19 protein-coding genes are annotated in these 25,356 nt (G+C 71.2%); 6 read left to right on the forward strand and 13 right to left on the reverse strand.

Features of this window, described 5'->3' with window-relative positions; genetic code table 11:
- Positions 1-4: 4 nt before the first annotated feature.
- The 6 genes from WMF22_RS31005 to WMF22_RS31030 all read right to left on the reverse strand — a co-directional run bounded on the left by WMF22_RS31005 (position 5) and on the right by WMF22_RS31030 (position 9,994).
- On the reverse strand, positions 5-625 hold the full coding sequence (locus tag WMF22_RS31005) for a hypothetical protein (RefSeq protein WP_438032119.1): 621 nt from the start codon (positions 623-625) through the stop codon (positions 5-7).
- Positions 626-868: 243 nt separating this feature from the next.
- Positions 869-1,837, reverse strand: coding sequence for a Wadjet anti-phage system protein JetD domain-containing protein (locus tag WMF22_RS31010; RefSeq protein WP_438037299.1), 969 nt, complete (start codon positions 1,835-1,837; stop codon positions 869-871).
- A complete protein-coding gene (mukB, locus tag WMF22_RS31015) occupies positions 1,837-6,258 on the reverse strand; it encodes a chromosome partition protein MukB (protein WP_438032120.1) in 4,422 nt (1,473 codons plus the stop codon). The genes WMF22_RS31010 and mukB overlap by 1 nt, the downstream gene beginning before the upstream one ends.
- Positions 6,255-6,944: a chromosome partition protein MukE gene (locus tag WMF22_RS31020; protein ID WP_437293608.1), complete on the reverse strand. Its 690-nt coding sequence runs from the start codon at positions 6,942-6,944 to the stop codon at positions 6,255-6,257. The genes mukB and WMF22_RS31020 overlap by 4 nt, the downstream gene beginning before the upstream one ends.
- Positions 6,941-8,266, reverse strand: coding sequence for a chromosome partition protein MukF (gene mukF, locus WMF22_RS31025; RefSeq protein ID WP_437293609.1), 1,326 nt, complete (start codon positions 8,264-8,266; stop codon positions 6,941-6,943). The genes WMF22_RS31020 and mukF overlap by 4 nt, the downstream gene beginning before the upstream one ends.
- A 666-nt stretch (positions 8,267-8,932) precedes the next feature.
- Positions 8,933-9,994, reverse strand: coding sequence for a hypothetical protein (locus tag WMF22_RS31030; protein ID WP_437293610.1), 1,062 nt, complete (start codon positions 9,992-9,994; stop codon positions 8,933-8,935).
- A 989-nt stretch (positions 9,995-10,983) separates the two neighbouring features.
- Here WMF22_RS31030 and cas6 point away from each other — a divergent pair.
- The gene (cas6, locus tag WMF22_RS31035) at positions 10,984-12,273 is read left to right on the forward strand and encodes a CRISPR system precrRNA processing endoribonuclease RAMP protein Cas6 (protein ID WP_438032121.1); all 1,290 of its coding nucleotides are present in this window, start codon (positions 10,984-10,986) and stop codon (positions 12,271-12,273) included.
- A gap of 325 nt (positions 12,274-12,598) precedes the next feature.
- A complete protein-coding gene (locus tag WMF22_RS31040; RefSeq protein WP_438032122.1) occupies positions 12,599-14,023 on the forward strand; it encodes a proteinase inhibitor in 1,425 nt (474 codons plus the stop codon).
- A 51-nt stretch (positions 14,024-14,074) separates the two neighbouring features.
- Here WMF22_RS31040 and WMF22_RS31045 read toward each other — a convergent pair whose 3' ends face one another.
- The 3 genes from WMF22_RS31045 to WMF22_RS31055 all read right to left on the reverse strand — a co-directional run bounded on the left by WMF22_RS31045 (position 14,075) and on the right by WMF22_RS31055 (position 18,827).
- Positions 14,075-15,820 carry a hypothetical protein gene (locus WMF22_RS31045; protein WP_438032123.1) on the reverse strand — a complete coding sequence of 582 codons (1,746 nt, stop codon included), beginning with the start codon at positions 15,818-15,820 and terminating at the stop codon, positions 14,075-14,077.
- Between the two features lie 353 nt (positions 15,821-16,173).
- On the reverse strand, positions 16,174-17,673 hold the full coding sequence (locus WMF22_RS31050) for a hypothetical protein (protein WP_438032124.1): 1,500 nt from the start codon (positions 17,671-17,673) through the stop codon (positions 16,174-16,176).
- A gap of 8 nt (positions 17,674-17,681) precedes the next feature.
- Complete coding sequence (locus tag WMF22_RS31055; RefSeq protein WP_438032125.1) at positions 17,682-18,827, reverse strand: multiheme c-type cytochrome; 1,146 nt, start codon at positions 18,825-18,827, stop codon at positions 17,682-17,684.
- 104 nt (positions 18,828-18,931) lie between these two features.
- Here WMF22_RS31055 and WMF22_RS31060 point away from each other — a divergent pair, with 104 nt between their 5' ends.
- The gene (locus WMF22_RS31060; protein WP_438032126.1) at positions 18,932-19,435 is read left to right on the forward strand and encodes a DUF6368 family protein; all 504 of its coding nucleotides are present in this window, start codon (positions 18,932-18,934) and stop codon (positions 19,433-19,435) included.
- Positions 19,436-19,509: 74 nt separating this feature from the next.
- Here the strand turns inward: WMF22_RS31060 and WMF22_RS31065 are convergent, their stop codons facing one another.
- The 4 genes from WMF22_RS31065 to WMF22_RS31080 all read right to left on the reverse strand — a co-directional run bounded on the left by WMF22_RS31065 (position 19,510) and on the right by WMF22_RS31080 (position 22,192).
- Complete coding sequence (locus tag WMF22_RS31065) at positions 19,510-20,370, reverse strand: hypothetical protein (RefSeq protein WP_438032127.1); 861 nt, start codon at positions 20,368-20,370, stop codon at positions 19,510-19,512.
- A 77-nt stretch (positions 20,371-20,447) separates the two neighbouring features.
- On the reverse strand, positions 20,448-21,089 hold the full coding sequence (locus WMF22_RS31070; RefSeq protein WP_438032128.1) for a hypothetical protein: 642 nt from the start codon (positions 21,087-21,089) through the stop codon (positions 20,448-20,450).
- A 42-nt stretch (positions 21,090-21,131) separates the two neighbouring features.
- A complete protein-coding gene (locus WMF22_RS31075; protein WP_438032129.1) occupies positions 21,132-21,380 on the reverse strand; it encodes a hypothetical protein in 249 nt (82 codons plus the stop codon).
- Entirely contained in the window at positions 21,377-22,192 is an 816-nt protein-coding gene (locus WMF22_RS31080) for a hypothetical protein (protein ID WP_438032130.1), read from the reverse strand. Before WMF22_RS31080 ends, WMF22_RS31075 begins: the two co-directional genes overlap by 4 nt.
- 194 nt (positions 22,193-22,386) lie before the next feature.
- Between WMF22_RS31080 and WMF22_RS31085 the strand changes: the two genes are divergently transcribed.
- From WMF22_RS31085 to WMF22_RS31095, 3 genes are read left to right on the forward strand one after another with little or no spacing between them, the layout of a single operon-like run.
- Positions 22,387-23,733: an AAA family ATPase gene (locus WMF22_RS31085; protein WP_438032131.1), complete on the forward strand. Its 1,347-nt coding sequence runs from the start codon at positions 22,387-22,389 to the stop codon at positions 23,731-23,733.
- A 1-nt stretch (position 23,734) separates the two neighbouring features.
- The gene (locus WMF22_RS31090) at positions 23,735-24,211 is read left to right on the forward strand and encodes a hypothetical protein (RefSeq protein ID WP_437293621.1); all 477 of its coding nucleotides are present in this window, start codon (positions 23,735-23,737) and stop codon (positions 24,209-24,211) included.
- A complete protein-coding gene (locus WMF22_RS31095; RefSeq protein ID WP_437293622.1) occupies positions 24,211-25,143 on the forward strand; it encodes a tetratricopeptide repeat protein in 933 nt (310 codons plus the stop codon). The genes WMF22_RS31090 and WMF22_RS31095 overlap by 1 nt, the downstream gene beginning before the upstream one ends.
- Positions 25,144-25,356: the final 213 nt, after the last annotated feature.

Genomic DNA, 25,356 nt, shown 5'->3' on the forward strand with positions numbered 1-25,356 from the left:
GGGGTCACGAGCCGAAGGGGCTCGTGGTGTAGAACCAAGTCCATCCTCCGATGTCGCTCGGATCGAGGCTGGGCGCGCCGTTCTCGTCTTTCACCATCTCGAACGTGAGCTTGTCGGGCGTCGCGTGGAACAGCGCCCGCGCGTCGCGGGTCTTGTACCACGTGACCCTCTCGAGCCTGCCCTGCTGGTCCTGCTCGATGAGCAGGCCAATCATCTTGGTGCTGTCGTCCGGGTCGATCGCCTTGAAGAGGCGCTTGTGCGCCGCCGAGGGCTTGCACACCCCGCGGCGCCACTTGGCCGACTGCAACAGGTCGAGGTGCATCGGCATGGTGCCGACGAAGCCCTCGATCGCCTGCTGCGAGCACGCGATCGCGTCGGCGTGCAGGGAAAGGGAGGTGACCCCATCGATAAGGACACCGGCATTTCCATGGTGATACTCGCGATAGGGGGAGTGCTGGGGCGTCGCCTGGTCATTCATCAGCACGATCCGCGCGAGGTCAACTCCGGCGCCGTCGGCGACGAGGCGGATCCGGGTCACGACCCGCGTGTCGACTGGAAACTGCTCATTCCCCGGGTTCTCCAGGACGTCTTTGCTGTCATTGCTCTCGGAGCGACCTTTGTGCATGGTTCGTCATCCTCGGTTGAAGGGGCGCGCCGACCCATCGACACGCGGGCAACGGCGACCGCGTCGCCATCGCCGGTCGGGAGATTACGACAAGCTCGAGTGCGTGACGATTTCATCTCATTTCACGAGGGTGCCTGGTCCTCCGCCAGCGTCGATCACACCGAGAATGCGCCAATAACTTAGCCAACTTACGCGGGCGGAAGACGCTCGTGACACGGATACGCTCTCATGCGGCCGCCGCCATCACAGCATCCCCTCCAGCGCAGCCGGCGTCCGCGGATCGACCGCGACCGGCTCCTGCTCGAGCCACATGTCGCGCGCCGCGAGCCGCCGCACGAGCTCGGGGGCGTCGCGAACGTCGAGATCCACCGGCCAGGCGCAGGGGCGGCCCTTCGTCTCGACGAGCTCTTCCCAGAACTGCGGCACGAACCAGCGGAGATCCGGGCGCGCGCCGCGGAGGTGCTGAAAGATGCGGGTGCCATTGGGATCGAGGTCGCCGAAATGCACCACGGGGACGTGCGTCAGACGGTCGAGGAGCCGGGTGACGGTCGCCGTGTCCCACCCCGGGACGTGCGCGAAGAGCCAGCCCTCGATCGTCGCTAGATCACAGAACGCCCCGAGGTTCTCGACGAGGAGCGCTGCGCGGACGGTCCCTTCGAGCTCGAGTCCGCCCTTCAAGGCACGCTCGGGCAGGGACACCTCGCCCAGCACGGCCGCGACGGCCGCGAGGTCGACCGCGCCGCGCGGCGTCCGGGCCACGAGGCCCTCCGGCGGTCGGAGCCGCACCGAACCGTCGTGCGTGGTCACGATCCCGCCGAGGGCGGCGGCGCGTCGCCCGGTGAGCGCCGCCTTCGAGTGCGCGGCGACGAGCGCCGCGGCCGTCCGCCGGTTGAGCTGGTCCGGGAGCGCCGGGAGCCCCTCGGCGCGCTGCGCGTCTTCGAGCGCGGCCCAGCCGTCCGGCGTGGGCGGGAGGCCGCGCGCGATCAGCTCCGCGAGCGCTGCGCCCCACGCGGGCCAGACCCGATCGAGGAGCGCGGCGAGCTCGCCGCGCCGGCTCTCGACGAGGCCCAGCTCGTCCCGCCGTCCCGTTCGCTTCGTCCAGGGCAGCTCGCCGAGGGCGTCCCACGCCGCGGCCTGCGCGCGACGACGCTTGAGCGTGCCGCGCACGAGCAGCTCGAGCAGCGCGAGCCGCTCCTCCGCGGTCTGCCACATCACGCCTCGGCCTTCGTGCGCCGACCGCTCACCAGCACCTCCTCACGCCCGTCCGGCGTGGTGCGACGCACGAGGCGGTACGTGGTGTTGCCCTCGGCGCGAGCGACCTCCGGAGCGGCGATCAGGAGCTGCAGATCGAGCGTCTGGCAGAGATCGAAGAGCACGCCCAGGTTGTCGTGCGAGAGCCGGTTCGCCTCGTCGAGGAAGAGGAAGCGGAGCGATCCATGGGACTTCTTCCCTCTCAGGAGGGTCGCGTCGCGCTCCCACTCGGTCAGGACGACCATCATCAGCGCCGCCCCGACGCCGATGGCCTCGCCCGTCGATAGCCGCGTCGGGTTCGCGATCTCCCAGTCGGCCCCCGCCTTGCGAAGGATCTCGACCTGGAGGTGGACGTACTCGCGGTAGTCGAGCAGGCGCTGCCCGCCCGTTCGCCCGCCGCCGTAGCGGCGGAAGATCTCGTCGAGCGCCTCCTCGATCGGCATGTCCGCCTGGAACAGCAGCCCCTGCGCCGCGCCCTCACGCAGCGCGCGCAAGACCTGCTCCATCCTCTCCACCGGCTTCAGGCGAACACGGATCCCCTGGATGCTGCCGAAGCTCACGCCCTCGAGGTTCTTGTTGAGGCGCGTGACCTGTCCGCGCGCCTTGCGGATCTGAACGTCGATGCCGCGGGCAACGTCCTCACTCGCGCCGCGCAGGTCGCCCTCCTGGCGGGCGAGGCGCTCCTCGAGGGTGGAGAGCTGGTCACGCAGGCGGAGCAGGGCTTCGCGCGGATCGTCGACCTCGGCCACCTGGGCCGGCAGCCGCCGGCGCAGCCAGTCCCGGACGGCGAGCCAGAGCCCGAGGTAGGCATCGGCGAACGCGGCGTCCGAGGTGTCGCGCAGCACCTGGAGCTCCGTGAGCAGCGCGGCGCCGCCCTGCGCGATGCGCAACCGCTCGAGGAGGACCTCGCGTCGCGTCCTCGCCTCCTGCACGAGGTTCACGTGGCCACGGACGTCCCCCAGCTCGCTCGGACCTCCGGCGACCAGGCCGCCGAGGAGCCCTCGGCGCGTCGCATGCTCGCGGAGGTCGTCCCACCGCTTCACCGCCGGCTCGGCCTCTCGGCGCTCGCTGGCGAGCTTCTCGTCCGCGTCCTTTGCCCGGCCCTCTGCATCCCGAAGCGCGCTCTCCTGGCCGCCGCGCGTCGTCAGCAGCGCGTCGCGCCGCCCGTCGCGCGCGCGGAGCTCCTCCTCGATCCGCGAGACCTCTGCGGCCGCGGCTGCAGCGGCCTCCTCGCTCGGCGCCGGCACGCCGAGCTCCTCGAAGCGCTCGGCGGCCGCCGCGTGCTCCCGCGCGGCGACGCGCCGCCTCCCGTCAGCGTCCTGAAAGCTCGCCGTGGCCTCGTCGTGGCGCTCGTCCGCGCCACGGGCTGCCGCCTCGGCGACGCGCTGCTGCTCCTCGGCCTCGCGCAGCTGCGCCTCGATCGCCGGGACGAGCGCCTGGTTGTCGGCGAGCCGTCCCGGCGCCTCCTCCCAGCCGAGAGCCTCGACGTTCGCGCGCACGTACGAGAGCGCGTCGATGCCAGCGTCGAGGCGCTCTCTCCGCGCCTTGAGCTCGAGGACACGCTGGCGCAGGCGCGCGAGCTCATCGTCGGACAGCGGCGCCTGGCGCAGCGTCGCGAGCTGCCGATCGACGAGCTCCGCGCGCTGCCCCTGCGCGGTCACGGAGGCCTTCGCCGAGAGCGCCGCCGCGCGCTCGGCCTCGAGCGCGCGGACGCGCTCGCCATGGTCGGGCGGATCGAGCAGCATCGCCTCGCCCAGGAACGCGCGGAGCCCGTCGACGCGCGGCCGGAGCGCCCGCGCCGCCTCGGCGTGGCGCACGATCGCGCCGCGATGGCGCTCGAGGTGCGCCTCGTTCTCCGCGATCGCGTGCCTCGCGGCCGCGAGCGCCGGCGCGGGATCCCCCGCGAGCCACACGGCGTGTCCGGCGAGGAGGGCCTCGCCGTCCACGACGAGGCGCTCGAGCTCGCGCCGGCGCGCCCTCGCGTCGTGGAGCTCGCGCGCCTTCTCCTCGCCCTGGCGGCGCAGCTCGGCCGCGCGCTCCTCTCGCGCGCGCCGTCCGAGGCGCGGGTGCGACGGGATCCGCGACACGCGCAGCGCGATCCCCTCGTCGACCGCAACGTCGCGATCGCCGACCTCCACCGCGCTCCTCGCGGAGGCGAGCCAATCGAGGTCCGCGTCACGCGAGACGAGCAGCACGTCGCCGAGCGCGTCCGGGCGCCCTGCGATCGCGCGGGCGGCGCTCTTCGGATCGTCCACGACCAGCGCCTGCGCGAGGCCTCCGAGGCGAGCCTCGAGCTCCGGCGCCTCGTCGAGCGCGACGTCCTCGAAGCCGAGGGCGACCAGCTCCGCGCCGAGCCGGTCCTTGAGCTGCAGCAGCTCGGGCGCGAACGGCCCCCCTGCTGCCAGGAGCTCCCTGGCCTCCCGCACCAGCCGCTCCTGCGCCTCTCGGATCAGCTCCTCGGACCTCCGCGCCGCCGTCAGCTGCTCCGCGAGCGTGGTGCGCGCGGCATCGAGGGCGGCGCGGTCGACCACCGCGACGCCGAGGTGCGCTCCCAGCCGAGCGGTCCTCGCGTCGAGCTCCCGCCACTCGGGCTCCCGTGTCGAGAGCTCGCGGCGACGGGTTTCGAGCTCCTTCAGGAGGGCCTCCGTCGCGGCGGCGCCCGATCTCGCCGTTCGCGCCTCGTCTTCGTGGCCCTCTCGCTCCGCCTCGACGTCGCCAAGGAGCCGCCCGACGAGCGCCGCGGCCGGCTCGTCGGTGAGCGGCACGCCGAGCGCCTCCGCGTGACGGCGAGCGCGCGCCTGCCTCGCCTCCAGGCGACGCGCCTCCCCGAGCTCTCCGTCGATCGTCGGGAGGCGTCCGGCGAGCGCGACGAGCTCCCGATGGCGCCGGAGGGCCTCGACGGCGACGTCATGCGCCCGCGACACCTCGATCTCGCCGACGACGAGCGCCCGCAGCGCCTCCATCACTTCCGCGTGCCGCGTCCGGTGCTCGTCCGCGTCCGAGAGGCGCGTCGCCGCGTCGCGGCGCTCCTGGTCGACGGCGGCCAGCTCGACGCGGGCCGCCGCGAGGCGGTCTCCAAAGCGCTCCGGAGCGAGCGGCGCCGCGCCGAGGCACCCCTCGGCCTCGCGCAACCGCCGGACGGCCTGGTGGTAGGCGCCGGCGCGGCGGTGCAGCTCCTCGATGCCCCGCTGCACATCCGCGAGCCCGCCCGCTGCGCGCTTGTAGCTCTCCTGTGCGCGGCGGAGCTCCTCGCGCCGTCGTGCCCGCTCCTCGTCGGCCTCTGCGCGCGCCTGCGCGGCGGTCCTGGCCGCCTCATCGGCGGCGCCGAGGGCAGCGGCGCACCGCTCGAGCGCGCCCGCCGCCGTGAGCGCTTCCCTCATCCGCGCGTGCCACGCGCGTGCGGACTCGAGCAACTGGCCGAGCTCTCCGCGCCGGCGATCGAGCGCGGCTAGCTCGGCGACGGTCTCCTCCAGCGCCTCTCGCGCGGCCGCGCGCGCCTCGAGGGCTGCGGCGCGCGCGGCCTCCGCGTCGGCCACGCGGCGCGACAGCTCGTCCGCGCGCTCGCGCGTCGCGAGGAACGCCGCCGCGAACATCGCCTGGCCCGCCTCGAACACGCCGCCGATCTCGTGCTCGAGCCGCCTCGACTCCTGCACCTCGGTCCGCGTGCGCCGGCAGGCGTCGAGGTTGGCGCGCATGCGCTGGAGCGTGTCCGCGAGGCCGCCATCCTCCTTGAGCAGGAAGGCGCGGAGCTCCGAGGTCAGCGCCCGCGAGATGCCGCCCGTCATGCTCGTCCAGAGCATCTCGTTCAGCTTGCTGCGCTCCTCGTCGGTGCCGAGGCGGAGCGGCGTGACGCCTCGATCGAAGAGCTCGGCGAAGTACTCGCGAGCCGACGGGAACGCCTGCAGCCGCCCGCCGAGGCGCGCCGCGCTCTCGCGGAGCTCGGGCAGCTCGGGCACCACCTCGCTGTCGCCCTGGCTCACGAGCAGCAGGTCCTGGAGGCGGACGTCCTCGGCGAGCCCCGACACGATGAACGGCGTCGGCTCGACGGAGGGCTCGCCCTTGCGCTCCAGGTGGACGCCGGCGACGAGGCGCCGCCCCGCCGGGAGGGTGAAATCGAGCGCGGCGTACGAAGGGCGACCGGGCTCGCCGAGCCGCCCCCAGATGCCCTTGTCGCCGCCGGTGGCGCCCGTCTCGCCGAGGTTCGTGAAGCGAAGGCGCGACATGTCCGGCAAGAGGACCACGTACGCGGCGATCATCACCGTCGTCTTGCCGGCGCCGTTGGCGCCCTCGAGCGCCGTGACGTGGCGGTCGAGGAGATAACGCTCGTAGAAGACCCCCTTCCAGTTGACGAGGGCGAGCGCCGCCGCATGGGCGCGCGTCATCGGGCGGGCTCCTCGTCCGGGGCCGTGTCGTCGTCGGCGCTCGGCTCGTCACTGCCGCTCGCGTCGCCGAGGAGCACCTCGCCCCTCGCGACGAGCCGCTCCAGCGCGGCGCTCCGGTCGGCGAGGCCGCGCACGGGCTCGGCGAAGCGCATCAAGGCCGGGCGCAGCCGGAGGCGCGCCTCGTCGAGGAGGTCCACGAAGCCGAGGTCCGAGAGCCGGCGCAGGGCCTCCCCGACCTGCGCGCGCACCGTCTCCGCGGCGACGCGCTCGTCGTACTTGCGCTTGCGGGGGCTCAGCGTGCGAACGAGGACCTCCGTGCCGAGCAGGCCCGCGAGGCGCTCCAGGAGCGCCTCGCGCGCGACCAGGCCGCCGTGCTGGAGCGTCGCCGGGTCGAGGTACAGGAGCGCGAGCGCCTGGCCGACGAGCATCTCCCCCGCCGAGAGCTGCCTTCGCCCGAGCCGATCTCCCGAGGGCAGGAGGTAGAAGTACCCGTCGCTCTGCTGGACGAGCTCGCACCCGAACCGCCGGTAGAACCCCTCGAGGAGCGCCTGCGCATCGACGAGGTAGTCGTAGGCCGTGCCGTCATCGCGACCGACGTGCCTCCCGCGGCGCAGCATCAGGTCGACCTCGGGGAAGTGGTCGTCCGCGATCGCCGCCTCGAGGGTGTGGAAGGTCGAGTCCGTCACGGCGCGCCCCGCCTGTCGACGGCCCACTCCTCGATCTCGATCCGATCGAGGACGGGCGCCCAGGGCCGCTCGCGCTCGCTCCGCACCCGTGCGCGATGGGCGACCGCGTCGGCGATGCGCCCCGTCGCCGCGTAGCGCACGGGCTCCGGCAGGCCAGGGAGGACGCGCGACGTCACCTCGGCGAGCGTCGCCGCGCCCTCGTCCAGGGCGCGCTCGACGAGCGCCTCGATGTCCGCGGCGAGGCGCTCGGGCTCGACCCACGCGGGGGCCGCCTCTCGGTCGGCGCGAGGCCGCGCCACGGGCGGGCGCTCGACGCGGGCCTCGAGCGGGCGGAGCAGCCGGATCGAAGGCGCGCGCGCCGTCACGAGGTGGAAGGGGCGCGAGGTCCACACGGCGAGCTGGTCGCGCAGGCGCTGGCTGAGCGCGCGCTCGGGGTCGAGCCGCACCACGTCGCGCAGGTAGCGGTGCACGTACTGGTAGTACTCGGACCACGCCCGCTGCCGCGCGGCTCCCCACGCCGCGATCCGGTCGACGTGCTCGATCACGCGCTGCGCGGTGGCCTCGGCGTCGGCGTTCGAGGCGGCCGTCGCGAGCGCCTGGATCTCCTGCAAGAGCGCGATGAAGTGGTGCGTGTCCCTGAGCAGGATCTCGTTGAGCTCTCGCAGGGTGCCGGCCATGACGTCGAGCAGGCCCTGGCAGCGGTCGACGGCGCTGAACCAGTCGGCCGACAGCAGCGTCGCGATCTCGGCCTGCACCTCCTCCTGCTGCGCGTCGAGGCCGCGCTGCCTGCGCTCGATGCCCGAGACGAGGTCGGCGACGGTGACGCGGAGCGGCCCCGCGACCGTGGCGCGCCAGGCACCGTCGTCCTCGGCCTTCCTCGCGGCGGCGAGGATCTCGGCGAGCTGCGCGCGGAGCGTCCCGGTGAGCAGCGTCAGGCTCTCGCGCGTGAGCGCCTCGTCGGCGAGGAAGTACTCGACGACGGCCGCCGCGAGCCTCGTGAGCGCATATTCGCCGGCGCGCACGAGGCCGGCGCCGTCGACGCGGGCGAGCATCCGCTGCTCGCGGAGCCGCTGGATCGCGTGCGTCGCGCGCTTGCGCGGGTTCTCGGCGCCGGGGTCGACGACATCGCAGATCTGCTCGAACAGATCGACGAGCGCGTCCTCCTCGAACGACGCGAGGGCCGCCTTGTCGGCGCGCAGGTAGAGCCCCGCGAGGAAGCAGAGGTCGACCGTCTTCAGGTCGAGGGTCACCCGATCGCGAGCAAGGGAGGCGATGACGCGGCTGGGGTCGGCCGGAGGCCTCGTGTCGTGTCCTGGTTCCACGTAGCCGTTACTGACGATGGGGGACGCTCATACTACGAACCGCCGAGCGGTTCGAGGTGGAACATGCAACACCGCAGCGCGCCTCGGGCCCAAGGGAGAGCGCAATCGATGAGGAGACACGCACACACAAGAAAGCGGTCCACTGAATGTCTCAGTGAGAATTTTCAGCATGTAAACGCAATGCAAGAAATACGGCGCGCTGGGCTCGATCCATCACTCCGGATGGAGAAGGGAGGCGAGCTCGTGCTCTTTCCTGGGGATGCATGACCTCGGCAGTTCCGGCGCCGCTCGAGCCTCGTGAACCGCTTGACGGGTCCACCTCCCTGGCCACGCAGCACCGCGCGACGTGGCGCTCGAACGTGGTGCGGCCGAGGTGCAAGGAGAGCTCTCACCCAGTTGTCCGCGGAAGAGGAGTCATGAAGACTGCCCATGGCTGGCGATCGTGCCGAGGTGCTGTACATGGCGGGCGAGCGACCCGCGGCAGAGCGCATCCTGCGCGAGCAGATCGAGGCGCACCCCACAAGCGCAGGAGCCTACGCCATCACCTTTTCGCTGTCCGTCGTCGTCATGCCCTGCTCCGGGCAGCGCGGTCGAGGTGAGACAGCACGACGGTCACCGGCAGGTGGGGCGCCGGGCACGCCAGACCGGAGCAGGAGCCACTTCTTGTCATCCTTTCGCAGGGCTGCGCGGCGTCCGCCGCCGCGCCGGCCGCCGCCGCGAGGCCGCGCCGAGGCGCTTCTGGACCGCCGCCTGCGTCTCGCGAGGCAGCGTCGCGATGTAGTCCGCGGACAGCGCGCGAAGCATCGCGTCGGGCAGGGCGAGCACCGCCTGCGCCTCGGTGAGCCCCGCGAGCCGCTGCTCGGGCGCCAGCCCCGCGAGCCGCTGCTCGGGCGCCAGCCCCGCGAGCCGCTGCTCCGGCGCCAGCCCCGCGAGCCGCTGCTCCGGCGGCACCCGCGCGACGAGGCGCGCGAGCGCCTGCTCGAAGCTCTCGACCACCCGCTTTTCGTCCTTCATGTGCCGCTTCCTCTGCCCCGGGAGAGGACGTCGAAGCTGCTCGACGTGCTCCAGGAGCTCCCAGAACACCGCGATCTCCGCCGAGGAGAGCGCCGGGATGCCGCCGGGGTCGGCGACCATCCCAGGCGTCACAGTGTACAGCAGATGCTCGCCCTCGCGAGCGGTCGCCGGGACCGTCTCCACCACCCGCAGCGGGAAGACGCCGAGCCTGCCCTCGTGGGTGCCCGGTCCCGTCGGCGCGAGCGCGCAGCCGAGCGACCGCAGCGCCGCGGCGAAGCGCGGGGTCAGGCGGGGCGCGAGCACCCGGACGGCGACGGAGGCGGGGTCCTCGATCTCTGCGACCACGAGGTACTGCATCGCGTAGGCGACGAGCATGCGGGCGTCGTCCCGTTCGAGCTCGTCGGTCGGCCCCTTGAAGTGCACGAGGGTGTGCTCGGCCAGCTCGCCGACGACGCAGGTGAGCAGGCTCGGCCTGGGTGGGGCGCCGCGACGCCTTCGCCGAAGGACGACGAGGTCGATGCGGAGCGGCTCGCGCGCGAGCTGGAACTCCGAGATGCACTGATACCAGCCCTCGGGTAGCACGCGCTCGAGGAGCGCGACGAGCACCGGGTGCCACGCCGTGTAGACGCGAGCGCGACGTCGCCGCTGCGGGGATCGCGTCCCGCTCTTCGTCGCCGTGCGCGCGGCCTTCGCCATCAGGAGCAGCGCTACCACGACCCGCCGCCGACGGGCGAGCTCATGGCGTGAAGCGGTGACGCGGGCGGCGCAGCGCCGCGCCCCGCGTCGTTCCCTCCCAGACCAGGTGTCCGGGCGACGATCACCGTCGGATACGGAGCGGCTGCATGATCGCGGCCGGGCGGTTCCCTTTGAGCAGGCATGCCCACTTCGGGCTGGGTGTTGAGAAGCGGCACTCGGTGCCTCTTCCCGTTTCAATGCCCTTTGAGCAAACATGTCCCGTTCGGGCGGGTACCATGATTGGCATGCTCCGCGGAAGCGGATACTGTTTCAATGCCCTTTGAGCAGGCATGTCCCGTTCGGGGTGACGGAGTCGAGTTCTGCAACGGGATCGATGACGACTGGCTTCAATGCCCTTTGAGCAGGCATGTCCCGTTCGGGGTACCGGTGGGTCAGGTGGCGATGACACGAGGAGCGCGTTTCAATGCCCTTTGAGTAGGCATGTCCCGTTCAGGAGCCACATCAAGATCCACAACAATTCCGACAACTTAGACGCAGTGTTCCGCTAACCCCTCCCACGCGACACGCTCGCCTGCTTCGCTTCCCACCATCAACGCCGGACAACTCCCCGATTTACGCAATACATTCAACCACTTACACGATTCGCTAGCCCCCCACCCCCAGCGGCCTCCTTCGCGGTTAGCGCCGGCAGCCAGGATCTGCCTTCTCACCTTGTCAAAGAGCAGCTCCCGCGGGTGCCTCGCCAGTTTCGCCGGAGAGCGCTCGCCCGTCAATGCCCTGCTGTCACGCTCGTCCGTCATCGTCCCGTCATCATCCGCCATTGCCCGCCCGCTCGGCGGACCACCCGGCACCCTGGCATCCGCTCGCTGGCGTTCGACCGCCATCCCGCTGAGCTGCTCCCGGCTGGAGAACGCCTTACATTGCCTCGCCTCCCCGACCTCCCCCGCTCCCGGCGGCGACCTTCAGCACTACGTACGGCGCGCGTGACAGCACAGGAGCCCACGAACATGCTCACGGTCTGCTACGATGGCGAGTTCGATCCGTTCAGCGGCAGCGTCGACCGACGCTGCGAGTGCATCGACGATGTCGTCCGCGTGCTCGCGATGCTCTGCCTGCTCCACGATGTCGTCATCGTGCCGCCTGGCGCCCTCCTGAATCACCCGCTCGGGCTCCCGGCCTTCGAACGGCTCGCTCCCTTCGTTCGCGCGGGGGTACTCGGCACCACGGCCTCTCCATTCGAACCGGGCCCCCGCACCTACATGAAGGAGAGGGTTCGACGCCGTGTCGACGGGCGCCTCTATCGACGGGGTGGGTCGCTCAAGTCGAGCGACGTCGCCTCTCCCCCCTTCCCGCGCCTCCCCGGATGCACGACCCTCGCACCCATGAAGCTCCCCGTGACCGAGTTCGAGGCGGCCTACCGCCCCACCGGCGACTTCCGCCTTCCCGAACACAGCGGGAGCCTCCTTCGCGGCGTCCTCGGCCGCGCCTTGCGGCAGACCGGCTGCTCCACCCCGTGCGACCCCTGCCCCGCCGCGTGCCTTCGTCGCGGGCGCTGTGCCTACTCGCGCCTCTTCGATCCTCCGCTCCCGGAGCCGCTCCCCCACCGCCTGCTGCGCGGCGCGACCGAGGCACCGCCGCCGTTGCTCCCGCTCATCCCTCGTCCCGGAAGATCCGTCGCGAATCCCATCGTCCTCGGCGTCCGCGTGCTCGGCACGCTGTCCGCCGACGACACGGAGCGCCTGCTCGCAGCCCTCCAGGAGATCGCCGCCCTCCGGTTCGGCACTTCCGGGGCCGACGTCGAGCTCGAGCACGTCCGGCGACTCCCCGATCCCGATCGCCCCCTGGAGATCGTCCCCGGCGAACCAGGAGACGGTCGGCTTCACCTCACCTTCGACACCCCGGCATGGCTCACGCACAAGGGCCGACTCCACACCGCCGGCGACCTCGACTTCCGGGCGCTGTTCCGCCATGTCTATCGCCGGCTGACCACGCTCTCGGCGCTCTACGGCGAGCTCGGTCCCGAGGACGAATCGCGCTTCCCGGAGCTCGATCGGCTCGCCGCCTCCGTGCGGACCACCGGCGCGAGCCTCCGCGCCGCCCGGTGGGAGCGGCACTCCCGGGAGCTCGACGCCCGTCACCCCATGATGGGACTCCTCGGATCGCTGCGCTTCGAGGGCCCGGTCGGCGTCTTCCGCCCTCTCCTGGAGGCCGCAGCGCTCACCCTCATCGGCAAGTGCACGAGCCATGGCCTGGGGCGGCTCCACGTCGACGCCCCCGAGCTCTCCCCGCCTCGCTGACGCCGGCCTCGAAGTCCTCGAGCACGCACGTCCCACGGACGGATCGCGGCGACCCCGGCCTCCCGTAGCCGAGACGCCTCGAACAGCCCGCGCCGATCTCACGCACCTGCGAGCTGCCGTCTCCGGTCCCCGCCCACACCTCGGCCCCCCTCCCGCGCATCGTCACTGGATAAAAATGTATCATGGATTACATTTTGTCACAAAACTATGCACCAAGATTGAACAATGTTTAACAAACGATATACATCAACGCGCTCTCCGCGAGAAAAACGTGAGCTAGAACACATCAACATCTGCTCAAAGATCCACGTTCAGGAGATTCACCGTGAAGCAAGAGCTCCTCCGTTCACCGCACGTGATGCTGGGCGCAGCGCTCCTCGTCTCGGCCTTGGGAGGGCTGGGCGCCTGCCAGGAAACCGAGAGAAACGCCGCATCGGGGGCTCCGGAGGCCGCCGGGTCGCCCGGTCGTTGCGTCTATACGAGCCCCTTCAGCCAGGCCGAGGAGTGCCGTGAGTACACAGGCGCGGGCTGGACCGCCGAGGCCGCGGAGGCCGACTGCAAGGCGCTCCAGGGCTCCACCTTCACCAGGGACGAGGGCTGCGCCTATCCAGAGACGCTCGGCCGATGCGTCCTCGGCGGCGGGACCGACGACGCTTACACCCTCATCTTCCCCGGCGGCGACACGAGCCAGTGCGCCTCGACCCAGCGCGGCTGCGAGATGTTCGGCGGCGGCCGGTTCGAGCCCGACGCCTGCGAGGGCGCGGCCGAGGCGCCCGGCGGCGGCGTGGGCACGGGCGGCGCCGTCTTCCAGTGGCCCGAGCAGGTCTGCGTCGACCCGGAGGCCGGCGAGCCGGCAGGGCAGAGCGGGGGGAAGGTCTGCACGTTCGGCGCGATCTCGGGCTGCACCGAGCCGGGCCGCCTGTTCACCGACTACGCGTCGTGCGAGCCGGTGCTCACGCAGCGCCCGTACTGGCCGGCGCCCCCCTCCGACTACGAGACGCCGAGCGACGATCCACGCCTGTCCGATCCGCAATGGCTCGGCGAGCTCGCCTGGGTCACGGAGCAGACCGAGGCGTGCGGGTGCGTGTGCTGCCACTCGGAGAAGGCCGCGCCGGCCGCGGGGCCGTCGAACTGGTATATCGAGGCCGGACCGGTCTGGACCGACAGCTTCTATCCAACGGGCCTCGCGCTGGCCGCCGGCTGGGTCTCCTCGGCGGCGCTCGGCGCGTATCCGCCGGACCAGAACAACGGCTTCTCCCGTGACGTCAGCGGGCTGCCCTCCACGGACCCGGCGCGCATGGTCGCGTTCTTCGAGGGCGAGCTCCTGCGCCGCGGATTCACGAAGGAGGATTTCGCGGACGAGACCCCGTTCGGCGGGCCGCTCCATGAACAGAGCCTCTACGTGCCAGGCGACTGCGCGGCAGGGGAAGGCGTGGACGCCGCGGGCAAGATCACGTGGAGCGGCGGCGACGCCCGCTACGTCTACGTCCTGTCGGCGAACGCCGAGAACCCGGGCGCTCCGCCCAACCTCGACCTGCCCGAGGGGACGATCTGGCGGCTCGAGGTGCCCTCGAGCGCCGCGCCCGTCGAGAGCGGGATCACCTATGGAGAGGTCCCACCGGGCACGAAGCAGGGCTATCCGGCCGAGGGCAGCCCCGAGGAGCTCGTCCCGGGCACGAGATACTACCTGTATGTCTGGAAGGACGTCGCTATCCCGATCACGCGGTGCCTGTTCGAGGTTTCGCCCTGAGAGGGAGCTCCGCGGCGGAGCCCCCCTCCACCCCCCACCGGTCAGCCGGCGTCAGTCCGCCGCTTTGCCGCCAGCGCCGCCCGCACCCACGTCGCCGCCGCCTGCGCCGACGCCCGCGTCACCGCCGCCTTCTCCGGCTCCGCCCGCGCCTCCCTCACCCGGGTCTCCGCCGCCCGCTCCGACGCCGCCGCCGCACTCCTTGGGATAGGCGCAGTAGCCGCCGCAATCGACCAGGGGAGGAACGCAGAGGCCGCAGTCCTGGGGAAAGCCGCAGTAGCCGCCGCAGTCGATCTGGGGAGGCATGCAGAGCTGCGGCTGCTCGCGGTTCCTCTCCAGCTCCACCGGCAGGACCTCGAGCTGATTGGTCAGCCAGGCGTCCAGCTCCTCGTACCGCTGCTCGTCGCCCGGGCGGAGCATTCCCTCGTCCGACAGCTGCTCGTAGAGACCCTTCAGCACCGCGTTCGGGTCCAGCGCGGTGAACTCCTCGATCACCTCCTCGCACGCCGCGATCGTGTCGGCCCAGCAGGCCGGCTCGCTCTGGCACCCGCGCGCCAGCGTGTTCATGCCGGCCAGCGGGACAACCGGATACCAGCTCTGCCCCAGGCTGATGTCGACCGAGTACGGCAGGTACTGGAACAGGCCATCGGCCCGCTCGACAAGCACGACGTTGTTGCTGTTGTGGATCGCGTCGTCGCCCGTGGCGAGCACCCACGACAGGCACTGGAACCGGTGGAACGCCGGCCAGTCGATCCAGCCCTCGAGCGCGGCCTTGAAGCCCTCGCCAGGCGGCGTCTCGGCGATCAGCTCCTCGAGCTCCTTCGCGCGGGTGTTGTCACACTCCTTGAGCTGGCAGCTCTCTGAATCGTCGAAGACGCTCCCGCCGAACGGCACCATGTCGATGGGGAGCGGGATCCCGCCGCCCCCCGGGACCTCGACGGCGAAGTCTCCGGCGAACTCCCACATGTTGGCGCAGCCGCCGCCGAACTTGCTCTCGAGGCGGGTGCAGAACGCCTTCTTGTAGCGCTCGACCACGATGTAGGGGACGGCCACCTCCGCGCCCCAGACATTGCTCGACAGCCAGGCGTAGCTGGAGAGGGGCGCCGGATAATCGAGGCGAGCATAGAGATCGAGCGTGAGGCGCTCGCGGAAGATGCTGCCGACCTGGCCGTTGTTGAAGCGCACGTGCTCGAAGCCGCCGAGCCGTTGCTTCTCGACGAACTCGTCGGCGTCGATGTTGAGGTTGGGGATGGTTCGCTTCGTCCAGGGCCGCTGCGTCGACTGGCCGGCGATCCCCACCTGGACCTTGCCGTAGTCGGCCGTCTTGCCCTCGGCGCCGGCCGTCGTCACCCACAGATGATCCACGAAGGTCGTGTCCTCCCCGGTCGGTGAGTAGATGTCCCCGAATGCGTCCCTCTTGATGGGGCCCCCGATGCCGCCGAGCGCTTCGTTCATGATCTCGAGCTGCTCTTCCGAGATCGCGAACCAGTAGCGGTTGCCGACGGTGCCGAAGACGTCGAGCGCATGCTCGGCCACCTCGGTGTCCGCGACAGGCGCCCCCGGATACGGCTCGGGCGCGCCGCCGGCACCCCCGGCCCCACCGGCGCCGCCGGCCCCACCGGCGCCCCCGGCGCCGCCCTCCCCGTTCGTGTAGTAGTAGTTGTAGATGTTGTCCGGCTTGTCAGCGCACCCCGCCGCGACGACGGCAGACGGGAGGGCAAGCAGGGCGAACAGCGAGATGGCTCGCGTGCGGGACGACCATGATCGACCAGAGGAAGACGACGGCAGCTGATTGGACATGAAGCGCAACCTTTCCGCTTCACGCCCATTGCAAAGAGCGTACCGTTCACGGCGAAATTGTAGCGCGTCGGTGTCGGTGCCCTGGAGACAGGTCGGCCCTTGCGGGTCCGGCGAGTTTGTCGAGGAGCTCGCGCCGTCCGTGCCGCGGTGCGTGGACGCGCCGCCGGAGCCCCCTCATGACACGAGGGTCAGAGGCTGGCACACCGCCCGGGAGCTTCGTCCTTGTGTGCCAACGCCGCGACGCGGCGTCGATCCATCGGGGCGAGGATCGCGCTCAGGCGCGCACCGCGTGCCGGCGCTCGATCCGGGTGCCCTGATCCAGCCGGTCGAGCGCGCGTCGCGCGCTCTCCGCCTCACCGCGCCTTCTTCGCCTTCGTCGCGGGCAGCGCGCGCGAGCTCGGCCGATACATCCCCGTCGTCGCGTCGTAGCGCCACGTGATCTCCACGGCGCGCGGCACCTCACCCTCGGCGTCCTGGCGCCACGGCGTACCGCGGATCCCGAAGCGGTCGAAGCGCGTCGAATGGAACTCCTCGACATCGTTGGCCCAGGGGCCGTTGTCCGCGGCCCCTTCCAGGAGCTCGGTGTACTCGCCGCTCGGCTTGACGGCGATGACCCGCCAGTTTGCGCTCTCGGCCCAGATGTCCGTCGACGTGTACTGATCGTAGAAGAACATGTGAAGATCCTTGTTGCGCCTCACGAGGCCCGTCGGCGCGCCGGAGGTCTCGATGACGTCGACGATCTCGCCTTTGCGCAGGATGGCGAGCGCAGGCCGCCGCAGGAAGAGCTCGCCGGTCTCGACGTCCCCTATCGTGGATATCGGGCTGTAGAGCCCCTGGCGCGTGGGCTCCAGCGCGGTACCGTCCGAGCCGCGCGCATAGCCGATGACCTCGAGCTCGAGCGGATCTCCCGGCTGGTACGACATGGGGACGCGGCCGATCGGCTCCGGCGCCTGGAACGCCAGGGCGCGGAGGTTTGCGAAGGGCTCGTAGCTCACCGGCTCCGGGATCTCCCGCCAGACCCACGCGTCGTCCGCCGGCGCCGGCGCCGGCGGTCGCGGCGCGTCCGCGGCCCGCGCGAAGAGCCGGATGCTGTCGATGGGCGCCGACGAGGCGCGGGGCAGCGCCGAGGTCGGCAGCGTGGCCTCGATCGTGAGCCTCCCGTCGCCGCCCTTCACCGCCGCCTTCGCGCCCTCGATCGGTCGTCCCTTCCCGTCCTCGCCTATCCCCGAGAGGCCGCCGCGATCCAGCCGGAAGAACCGCACGAAGCGCGCCTCGTAGCCGGCGATGAACGCGTCATGCTGGGCCAGCGTTTCATGGCAGGCCCTCTGCACGTCGGCCGGGAGCGGCTCGCCGCCCATGTCGGTCTCGCAGTTGAGCGGCATCACCCCGCCCCCGCGCTGGAAATAGCCGATGGGCGGCAGCTCCGGCGCGCCGAAGCCGAGGCCCAGCCAGATCCCGTCCTGTGCTCCCTCGTCGAGCTCCGCCGCGAGGGTGACGCCCGCGCTGGAGAGCACCAGGGCGACGTGCGAAGGCGCATCCATCGCGATCGTCGAGGGCGGCGGAAGCGCGCTCTCCCCTCGCGCGGGCCGCGCAGGACGTGGCGGCGGCGGGACCAGCGAGCCCCACTCCGCCACGTCGCCGTCGAGCACGAACCCTTCAGGCACGCGCGCCAGGGTCGTCACGCTGACGAGCGGCGAAGGCGCGGGCGCGGCCGCCGGGGGCGCGGCCACGACGGCGAGCGTCGGCAGCGCGGCGATCTCGGCGCGCGCTGTCGCGGGAGGCGGCGCGGGCCGGCAAGCAGCGGCGAAGAAAGGCGCAAGCAGCGGGAGGGCGGGAAGGCGACGGGTTCGCATAGGGGCGCTCATGGTACCGGAGCGGGCGCTGGTCGGCCGATGATGACCGGGCGCGCGCCCAGCGTGCCCGCGGCGAGGACCACCTCGTCCGCGGCCGGATCGACGCCGAAGGCCGCGCCCATCGCGGCGCCCATGCGCTGATAGACCACCTCCCAGCGCACCGCGAGCCCGTCGATGGCGGCCGGGAACACGAGCCGCAGGACACGCGGCGCCCCCGAGGCGGGGAGGCGCGTATCGCCGGCCAGGACGCGCTCGATGCCTCCTTCGACCGGGCGCACGGAGAACCTCCGCTCGAGGATCACAGGCGCGGCGGTGGACACGGTCGCGCCTTCGGCATCGACGGCCGAGGCGCGGACCTCGAGCCGGCGGAACATATCACCCGTGGGGACGGCGTGCCCCGCCGCGACCACGCGCGCGCTCACCTCGATGGCGTTCGCGCCGCTCCGCGACGCGCTGGCGTCGATCGCGGAGCGCAGCACGGCCGGATCCCCGACCACGGAGAAGCGATGATCGCGGTGCGGTCTCCCGGCGATGCCCCGAACGATCTGCATGTGGCAATCGCGGCAGGGTCGCTCCGCGAAGCGCCCGGAGCGATGCTCGGCCACGGTGTCCTGCATGGGCACGCCGGGCGCTCGCGGAAAATCGAACTGATGGCAGCGGGCGCAGCCCTCATCGGTCGAGAGCCGCGCGTCGCCACGGACCGCGTGCGCGCCGCCGCGCGCGTCCCGGCCGCGCGCGGAGACGACCTCGCCGGCCACGAGGTGGCAGGTGACGCACCCCACGCCCACCGCCTGCGCGTCCGCGCCGGGGTGGTGCGCCGGATCGGCCTCGGGCGCATGGCAGCCACGGCAGAAGGGCAGCGGCTCGATCGCGTAGGATCGCTGGAAGACGCGATCCGTGAACGCCTGCCGGTGCAGCGAGGCGCGCCATTCGGCCGCGATGTCCTCGTGGCACGCCTCGCAACGCTGGTTCTCGATGCGCGCGGAGAAGCCCTGCGGCCTCCCCTGCGGCGCAGGCCCCGGCAGCGGCGGCAGCGGGTCGCCGCGCACGCCGGCCGCGGGCGCGAACAGCAGCGCGGCCAGCGCCACGACGGCGGCACCCGCGATACGAGGTGTCCGCCGTTCACCGGAGGCCGTCCAACGCCACCTGCCCATGTTCGCCCAGGATAGCACTCCTCAGGACAACGAACGAAACCTCGAAGCTCGGCGGCCGCGACGCCTCGGTGGACCGCCATGGATCGAGGGCGTACGCTCGAGGAATGGCCGGTCCCGTGGCGTCCGTGTTGCTGCCGTCGAAGATGAGCGTGGAGCGAGTCGCCGCGCTTCGAGGTGGAATCTCGCGCATCGCCGATGAGGTTCGGGGGGACGACTTCTGGCTTGACCGACGCCCGTTCATTCTGACCGTTGGGCTTGAATATCCTGAGGCGATATGCGAGATCCTCGAGGCAGGCCTCCCGGAGGTGCTCGGATGGTCGCCAGAAGACGTCGTTTCCTTCGCCGCCATGTGCAACGACGACCAGGACCATCGGTTGTTTGCCAGGTTGTGCATCGACCTGGCCGAGGCGGAAGGTGGAATTATCGACTTCGGTGGGCAGCTGGGGATCAGTCCACAGCTGGACGGCCTTCAAGACGACAAGCCCGTCAGGATCGAGAATCCAGGTGGGGTCACGGGCGTGCTGTTCGTGACGGCACGCTCCCACTACGGAGACGTGGAGCTCGCGCGCTCCTGGCTACGGCACGCGAGCTTCCGCATGGTGAAGTAGAGGCAACTCGGATCGGTCCAACGACTGGCTAGACCGGTCGTCGAGACGGGCCCATCCGGGATCGAGCGCTCAACCTATTTCCTTCCGAGCAGCGAGTCGATCACCCAGCACCCGCGGACGTGCGGCCCGTCGCCACGGCAGTGGCCGAGCACGTCGGCGTCCTCGCACCCGGCGTCCAGCAAGGCGTCGGCCAGGAGCGGCATCGGCTCGAAAGCGCGGCTCTCGTACATCTGCCCAGCCAGCCCGACGGCCGTCGAGGTCCGCCAATCCGGGTCGAATGCCACCGCGCGGAACGGGTTGCCAAAGATGTCGCGGAGTACGCCGGCCTGGGCGCGCTCTTCCGCGGCGCTGCTGGCGGTGAATGAAGCGTCCCCAGACGCGGCACCTGGATTGGCAATGGCAGCAGCTGCCAGATGCGCGTTGGACGAGGCGTAGTACGCCGCCTTCGGAGCCTGTGACCGAACCACCTGAAGGCTCAGGGCCAGCGCGTCGTGCGTCGGCTGGAGCGAGATACGTTCGGCCCCATGCGACGCCCGCCACCTCCCCTCCAGAGCGTCGAGCGCCTGCCGGACCAGGGCCTCGGCTGCCTGTAGTTCCTCCAGCGTGGCCAGGCCGTCGGCGTGACGGCGCGCTGTTTCCACTGCCGCTTCTGCGAGCTCATCGGGGAGCAGGGCGCGCACGCGGTAATAACATGCACAGGCGAACAGACGCATCTTGCGGTCGCTCCCCCTGCACGCAGGAAACGTCGTTATGTCCACGACCCGCTGCTCTTTCGGACCGAGTCCGAGCAGGAAGCGGAGCATGGGGTTGGTCCGAGTACACACCAGCCATTCCGTCTCGGTCATCTGGCGTGTCCGGCCAGAGGGAGCGTGTAACACATTCTCGGCATCGATTTCCCTGTTGATCAGCGGCGGCTTCGCCTTCTTGGTCGTCACCGGTCGACCTGCTCTTTCTGAGCGGTGACCAGCACGGTCAGCGCTTCCATTTCAAGCTCTGGGAACGGCTCCCGAAACTATCCGGTGGTTTCCCGCGGCGCTGGATGCCCTGTGGCCGCGAGCGCCGCAGCTGCCGCGAGCTTGTGGATGGCCTGCCAGGGCGGCCCGATCGATCGGCCCATCGCGTGCAGAAGATCGTTCACGTCGTCGCGGCCGAGCGCCGTTGCAGCGTCGCGAAACACGCGCTCGCGGTCGTACCAGCGCACGGACCAGCCGCGCGCCTCGGCCGCGGCCGCGAGGGCCTCGCGATACATGACGGAGTCGGCGACGGTCTGCGCGCGATTGTCGGCGATCCGCTCCTCGGTCGTCGGCGGGAGCTCGGGGCACACGCGGATCGCGATGCGCGCGATCGGCACGGGCACCACCGCGGCCAGCGCCTCGAGGCCCTCGCTCGCGCCGCGCGCGGCGGACGCGCGCACGCGCTCGACGAGCGCCACAGCGTCGGCGAGCGAGAGAGAGCGCGCTCCCGGGGTGTTGAGGTAACGGCCCACCGCCCACGACCCTTCGTGGTGATGCGGGTGCGTCGGCAAGCCCTCGGTGAGGTCGATGCGCCGGCGATCGAGGAGCTCGCCGCCGGGCGCGAGAGTGACGAGCACCGCCGAGTTACCGTGCTCGGCGACGCCGACGGTCGCGGTTCGCTGCGTTCGTCCTCTCGCCACGTCTTCCTCCTCCGGGGGCGCGCCCCGGCGGCTACCGCCATTTCAACGAGACAGGAACCGGAATGTGAGGCTGATCCGCGGGCCCGCGGCCTCGACGGCGAGGACCGCATGCTGCCACCCCTCTTGAACGCTGGCGCGCATGATCAGGAGCGAGCCGGGCGCCAGGGCCATGTCGTGCCCAACGGCCACAGCTTCGCGCGCCGCAGGTCCGAGCCGCGGAGCTTCGAACGAAGGATTGTCCACGATTACACCAATTCCTGGGTTGCTGGGCAGTGCCTCGCCGAGCATCATCGCCAGAAATTCTTCAACTCGGGGTCGTCCGAGAGCAGTTCATTTCTAAATTCAGGATCAGTGACGATTCGCCATGCCAGCTTTCGCAACGCTGGAGCGTCCGGCCCATTCGCCGCTGCCGGCACGACCCATTCACGTTTTCCGAAATGTTTATGATGCTCGTCCCGAAATAGCAATGCTTCGTAGCGCCGTCCATCCGGGAGGTTTTCGCTGTATCGGCGAAATATCCATGGGTGATTGGAGTACTGCTTGGACAAGCGCTGCGGCTCGACAGACGACGTCCAACCACGACCGACGGATGGCGCAGGACGAGGGCGCTCCTCCTCGAACCGTCGATGCACAACGGTCGCAGCTTCCGCGAAACGCGCCGGGATCACGACCTGGAGGCCCGTGTGCCAACCATGATACTCGATGGGGAAGTACGGGATGCGGGCCTGGGCGAACGCTTGATCGACCTTGTAGGCAAGCTCGGCGGCTGAAGTGTCCCAGTCGGCTCGCAACCACAGTCGATAGCGGTCGGGCTCGAGGTCCTCGGCGCGAGCAGCGGCGTGGCTCGTGTGTCGTCGCCAGTCTTCCAACGGCGGCTTCGATCCTGCACCGCCAGGACGGCCGGGGAAGCGGCGGCTTCCCTTTCCTTGGCTGTGGGGGGATCGCACCATCGGCGTCACGTCCTCATCTGCCCAGCTGTCAGTCGATTGGTCAACCGAAGCCGCCGGACCAAGGCTGCCCAAGTCATCGCTTTGGGTGCCCTTTTCACAAAAATTCTCACAGATCCGCTCCGCGTCGCAAGGCCAATTGCTGTCCAGCGCCATGGGACAGACCCGTCTAACAGCGGCAGCAGCCGCCGCCTCTCCGGGGAGCCGGGAGCGCCTCCATCCACCTGGGCGCGCTGCGCCGCACCGCCGCGGACGCCGCCGGGTCCAGAACGCCCGACGCCGCGGCGCGCACGCGCAGGAAAGCGATCCCATAGCAATCTCCAACCTGCTGCGGTATGGGTCGCCTCCGGGTGGACAACGCGACTCTGGCCTCGCTCCGGGCGGCGCTCGCCGCCTCCCCTCGCAACGTGGATCTCCTCACGGTCGTCGCGGCGGCCCTCGTCGAGCGCGGCGAGGCCGCCGAGGCGGCTCGGCTCGTGCGCGACGCCGGAGCGGCGCTCTTCGAGCGCCCCGAGCAGCGGCGCGCCGCGGCCCGCGCCCTGTTCGAGGCGGGTGATCTCGAGCGGTCCCTCGAGCTCGCGGACGCGAAGGACGGCGAGACGCAGGTGCTCCGGGCGCGCGTCCTCCACGCGCTCGGCCGCCCGAAAGAGGCGGTTCAGGCATACCAGGACGCGGTCGCCGAGAACCCGACGCTCGAGGACGTCGACCTCAAGGCGCTGCTCGGGGCGCGCGTGCGCGAGATAGCGCCGGCCGGCGAGCGCCCGCGCATGCGCGTCATCTCGAACGATGACACCGACGCGCCGGTCATGGCGCGCCTGCTCCACCCGGAGGCGAAGGCGGTCACGTTCGCCGACGTCGGCGGCCTCGCGGACGTCAAGAAGCAGATCGAGCGCCGCATCATCATGCCCTTCCAGAAGCCCTCGCTCTTCCAGCGCTTCAAGAAGCGCGTGGGCGGCGGCATCCTCCTCTATGGCCCGCCGGGCTGCGGAAAGACGCTCCTCGCGCGCGCGACGGCCGGCGAGTGCAAGGCCGGGTTCTTCAACGTCGCCATCCACGACATCCTCGACATGTACATCGGCGAGTCGGAGCGAAAGCTCCACGCCATCTTCGAGAAGGCCCGATCGAGCGCGCCGGCCGTGCTCTTCTTCGACGAGCTCGAGGCCCTCGCCGGCAAGCGCCAGCACACGCGCGAGGCGACGAGCGCCAAGCTGGTGAGCCAGTTCCTCGCCGAGATGGACGGCTTCACCCAGAACAACGCGGGCGTGCTCATCCTCGGCGCGACGAACGTCCCCTGGGCCGTGGACGCCGCGTTCCGCCGCCCCGGTCGCTTCGACCGCGTGCTCTTCGTGCCGCCGCCCGATCGAGAGGCGCGCGAGGCGATCCTCCGCCTCCTCCTCGACGCCCGCCCTTCAGCGCGCGACATCGACGTGGCGGCGCTCGCCGCGAGGACGTCCGGCTTCTCGGGCGCAGACCTCGAGCACCTCGTCGAGACCGCGAGCGACGAGGCCATCGAGGCCTCGCTCGGGGAGAAGGCCGAGGTCCCCATCGCGGAGGCTCACCTCGTGGCCGCGCTGCGCGACGTGAAGCCGACCACGCTGGAGTGGCTCACCACGGCGCGCAACTACGCGCGTTATGCGAACGAGGCCGGGCAATACGACGAGGTGCTCGACTTCCTCAAGCGCCACGGGAAGGGCTGACGTGGGCGCCGCCTACACCATCGCCGACGAGCCCCGCCCGGGCCGCCTCGCCGAGTACACGGTGAACCCGTTCTGGCCGCTGCTCACGACGATGCTCGCGGGGAGCTGGGCCGGGCTGCCGTGGTTCATCTTCAACGGCAAGGCCATGGGCAGCGCGGGCTTCCGGCGCGAAGCGCTCATCGCCGCGCTCACGCCGGTGGCGGCGGTCGTGCTCGCCCAGCTGAGCGCCTTCGCCATCTCGGCGCTCCACCTACCCGATCGCTCCCTCGCCTATGCGTTCGTGATCATCACGGCGGCGAAGCTCGGCGCCGCGTACTGGCTCTACACGTCGCAGCACCGGAGCTTCGGGATCTACGAGTATTTCGGCGGGCGCGTCCGCCAGGGCGCCGCGGTCGCCATCGCGGCCGCCATCGCCCGGGATCACGTCGTGCGCGCCGCGTTCGAGGCGTCGAACTGGCTCGGGATCGTGGTGATGTGATGGCGGGACAAGACGACGCCGACCGCGCGACCGACCTCGGGGTGAGCGCGCTCAATCGCGGGCAGCTGTCGGCCGCGATCGACTGGTTCCGCCGGGCGCTCACGCTCGATCCGGACGCGCCGCGCGCGCACGCGCTGCTCGCCGTGGCCCTCTTGCGGCTGAAGCGGCTCGGGGCGGCGCTCATCGAGGCGCAGACGGCGCGCGGGCTCGCCCCCGAGTCGCCGCTCGCGCACCTGGTCCTCGGCCGCGTCCTGCTCGCGCACCGGAGGCCCAGCGAGGCGCGGGAGCATTTCGAGGCGGCCCGCGGCCTCGATCCGTCGGAGCCCGCGCCCCTGCGCGGCCTCGCCGCCGTCGAGCGGTACCAAGATCGCGACGATCGCGCCGCCGAGCTCCTGACCCAGGCGCTCGCGCTCGACCCGGACGACGTCGAGACGCTCGTCGCCCTCGGCGATGCGCACCTCGCGCGCGGCCGCCTCGACGAGGCCGAGCGCTGGGCGCGCGCCGCGCTGGAGGCCGAGCCCGAGCACGCCGACGCGCTCGTCCTCATGGGGCACGTGCTCCTCCGGCGCGGGGACGTGAGCGGCGCGCGCGAGCACGCGGTCTGGGCGATCCGCGCCGACGTGGGCGATCCGGACGCGCTGAGGCTCCTCGCCGCCATCAAGGCGCGCGAGAGCTTGCTCCTCGGCCTCTGGTTCCGGGTGAGCTCGGTGCTGGCGGGGCTCGGTCCGAGCGCGATGCTCGTCCTCCTCGCCGCGTACGTCGCGCAGCGCGTCCTCCGCCTCGCCCTCGAGGACCTCGACCGCCCGGCGGGCGCCCAGCTCATCGGGTATGCCTGGCTCGGGATCTGCGTCTATTCGTGGGTGGCGCCAGGCATCTTTCAGCGAATGCTCCGGCGCGAGCTCGACACCGTGCGCCTCCGCGACGACTTCTGAGCTGCCGACTGTTGCGGTCCGCCGCGGCGCGAGGCGTGCCCGGCACAAGCCGCCTGTTGGGCAATTGGCACCAGACAGCCCGCTAGAAGACCGATCACATCGATCGAGCGAGAAGTGAACCGCCAAGGCGCCATAAGACGCCAAGATTTTTGTGTTTTCTTGGCGTCCTTGGCGCCTTGGCGGTTCGAATTCTGCTCTCTTCTGACGGTTTCA

The organism is Sorangium sp. So ce204 (assembly GCF_051526795.1).
In the GTDB taxonomy this organism is placed as follows: Bacteria; Myxococcota_A; Polyangia; order Polyangiales; family Polyangiaceae; genus Sorangium; species Sorangium cellulosum_B.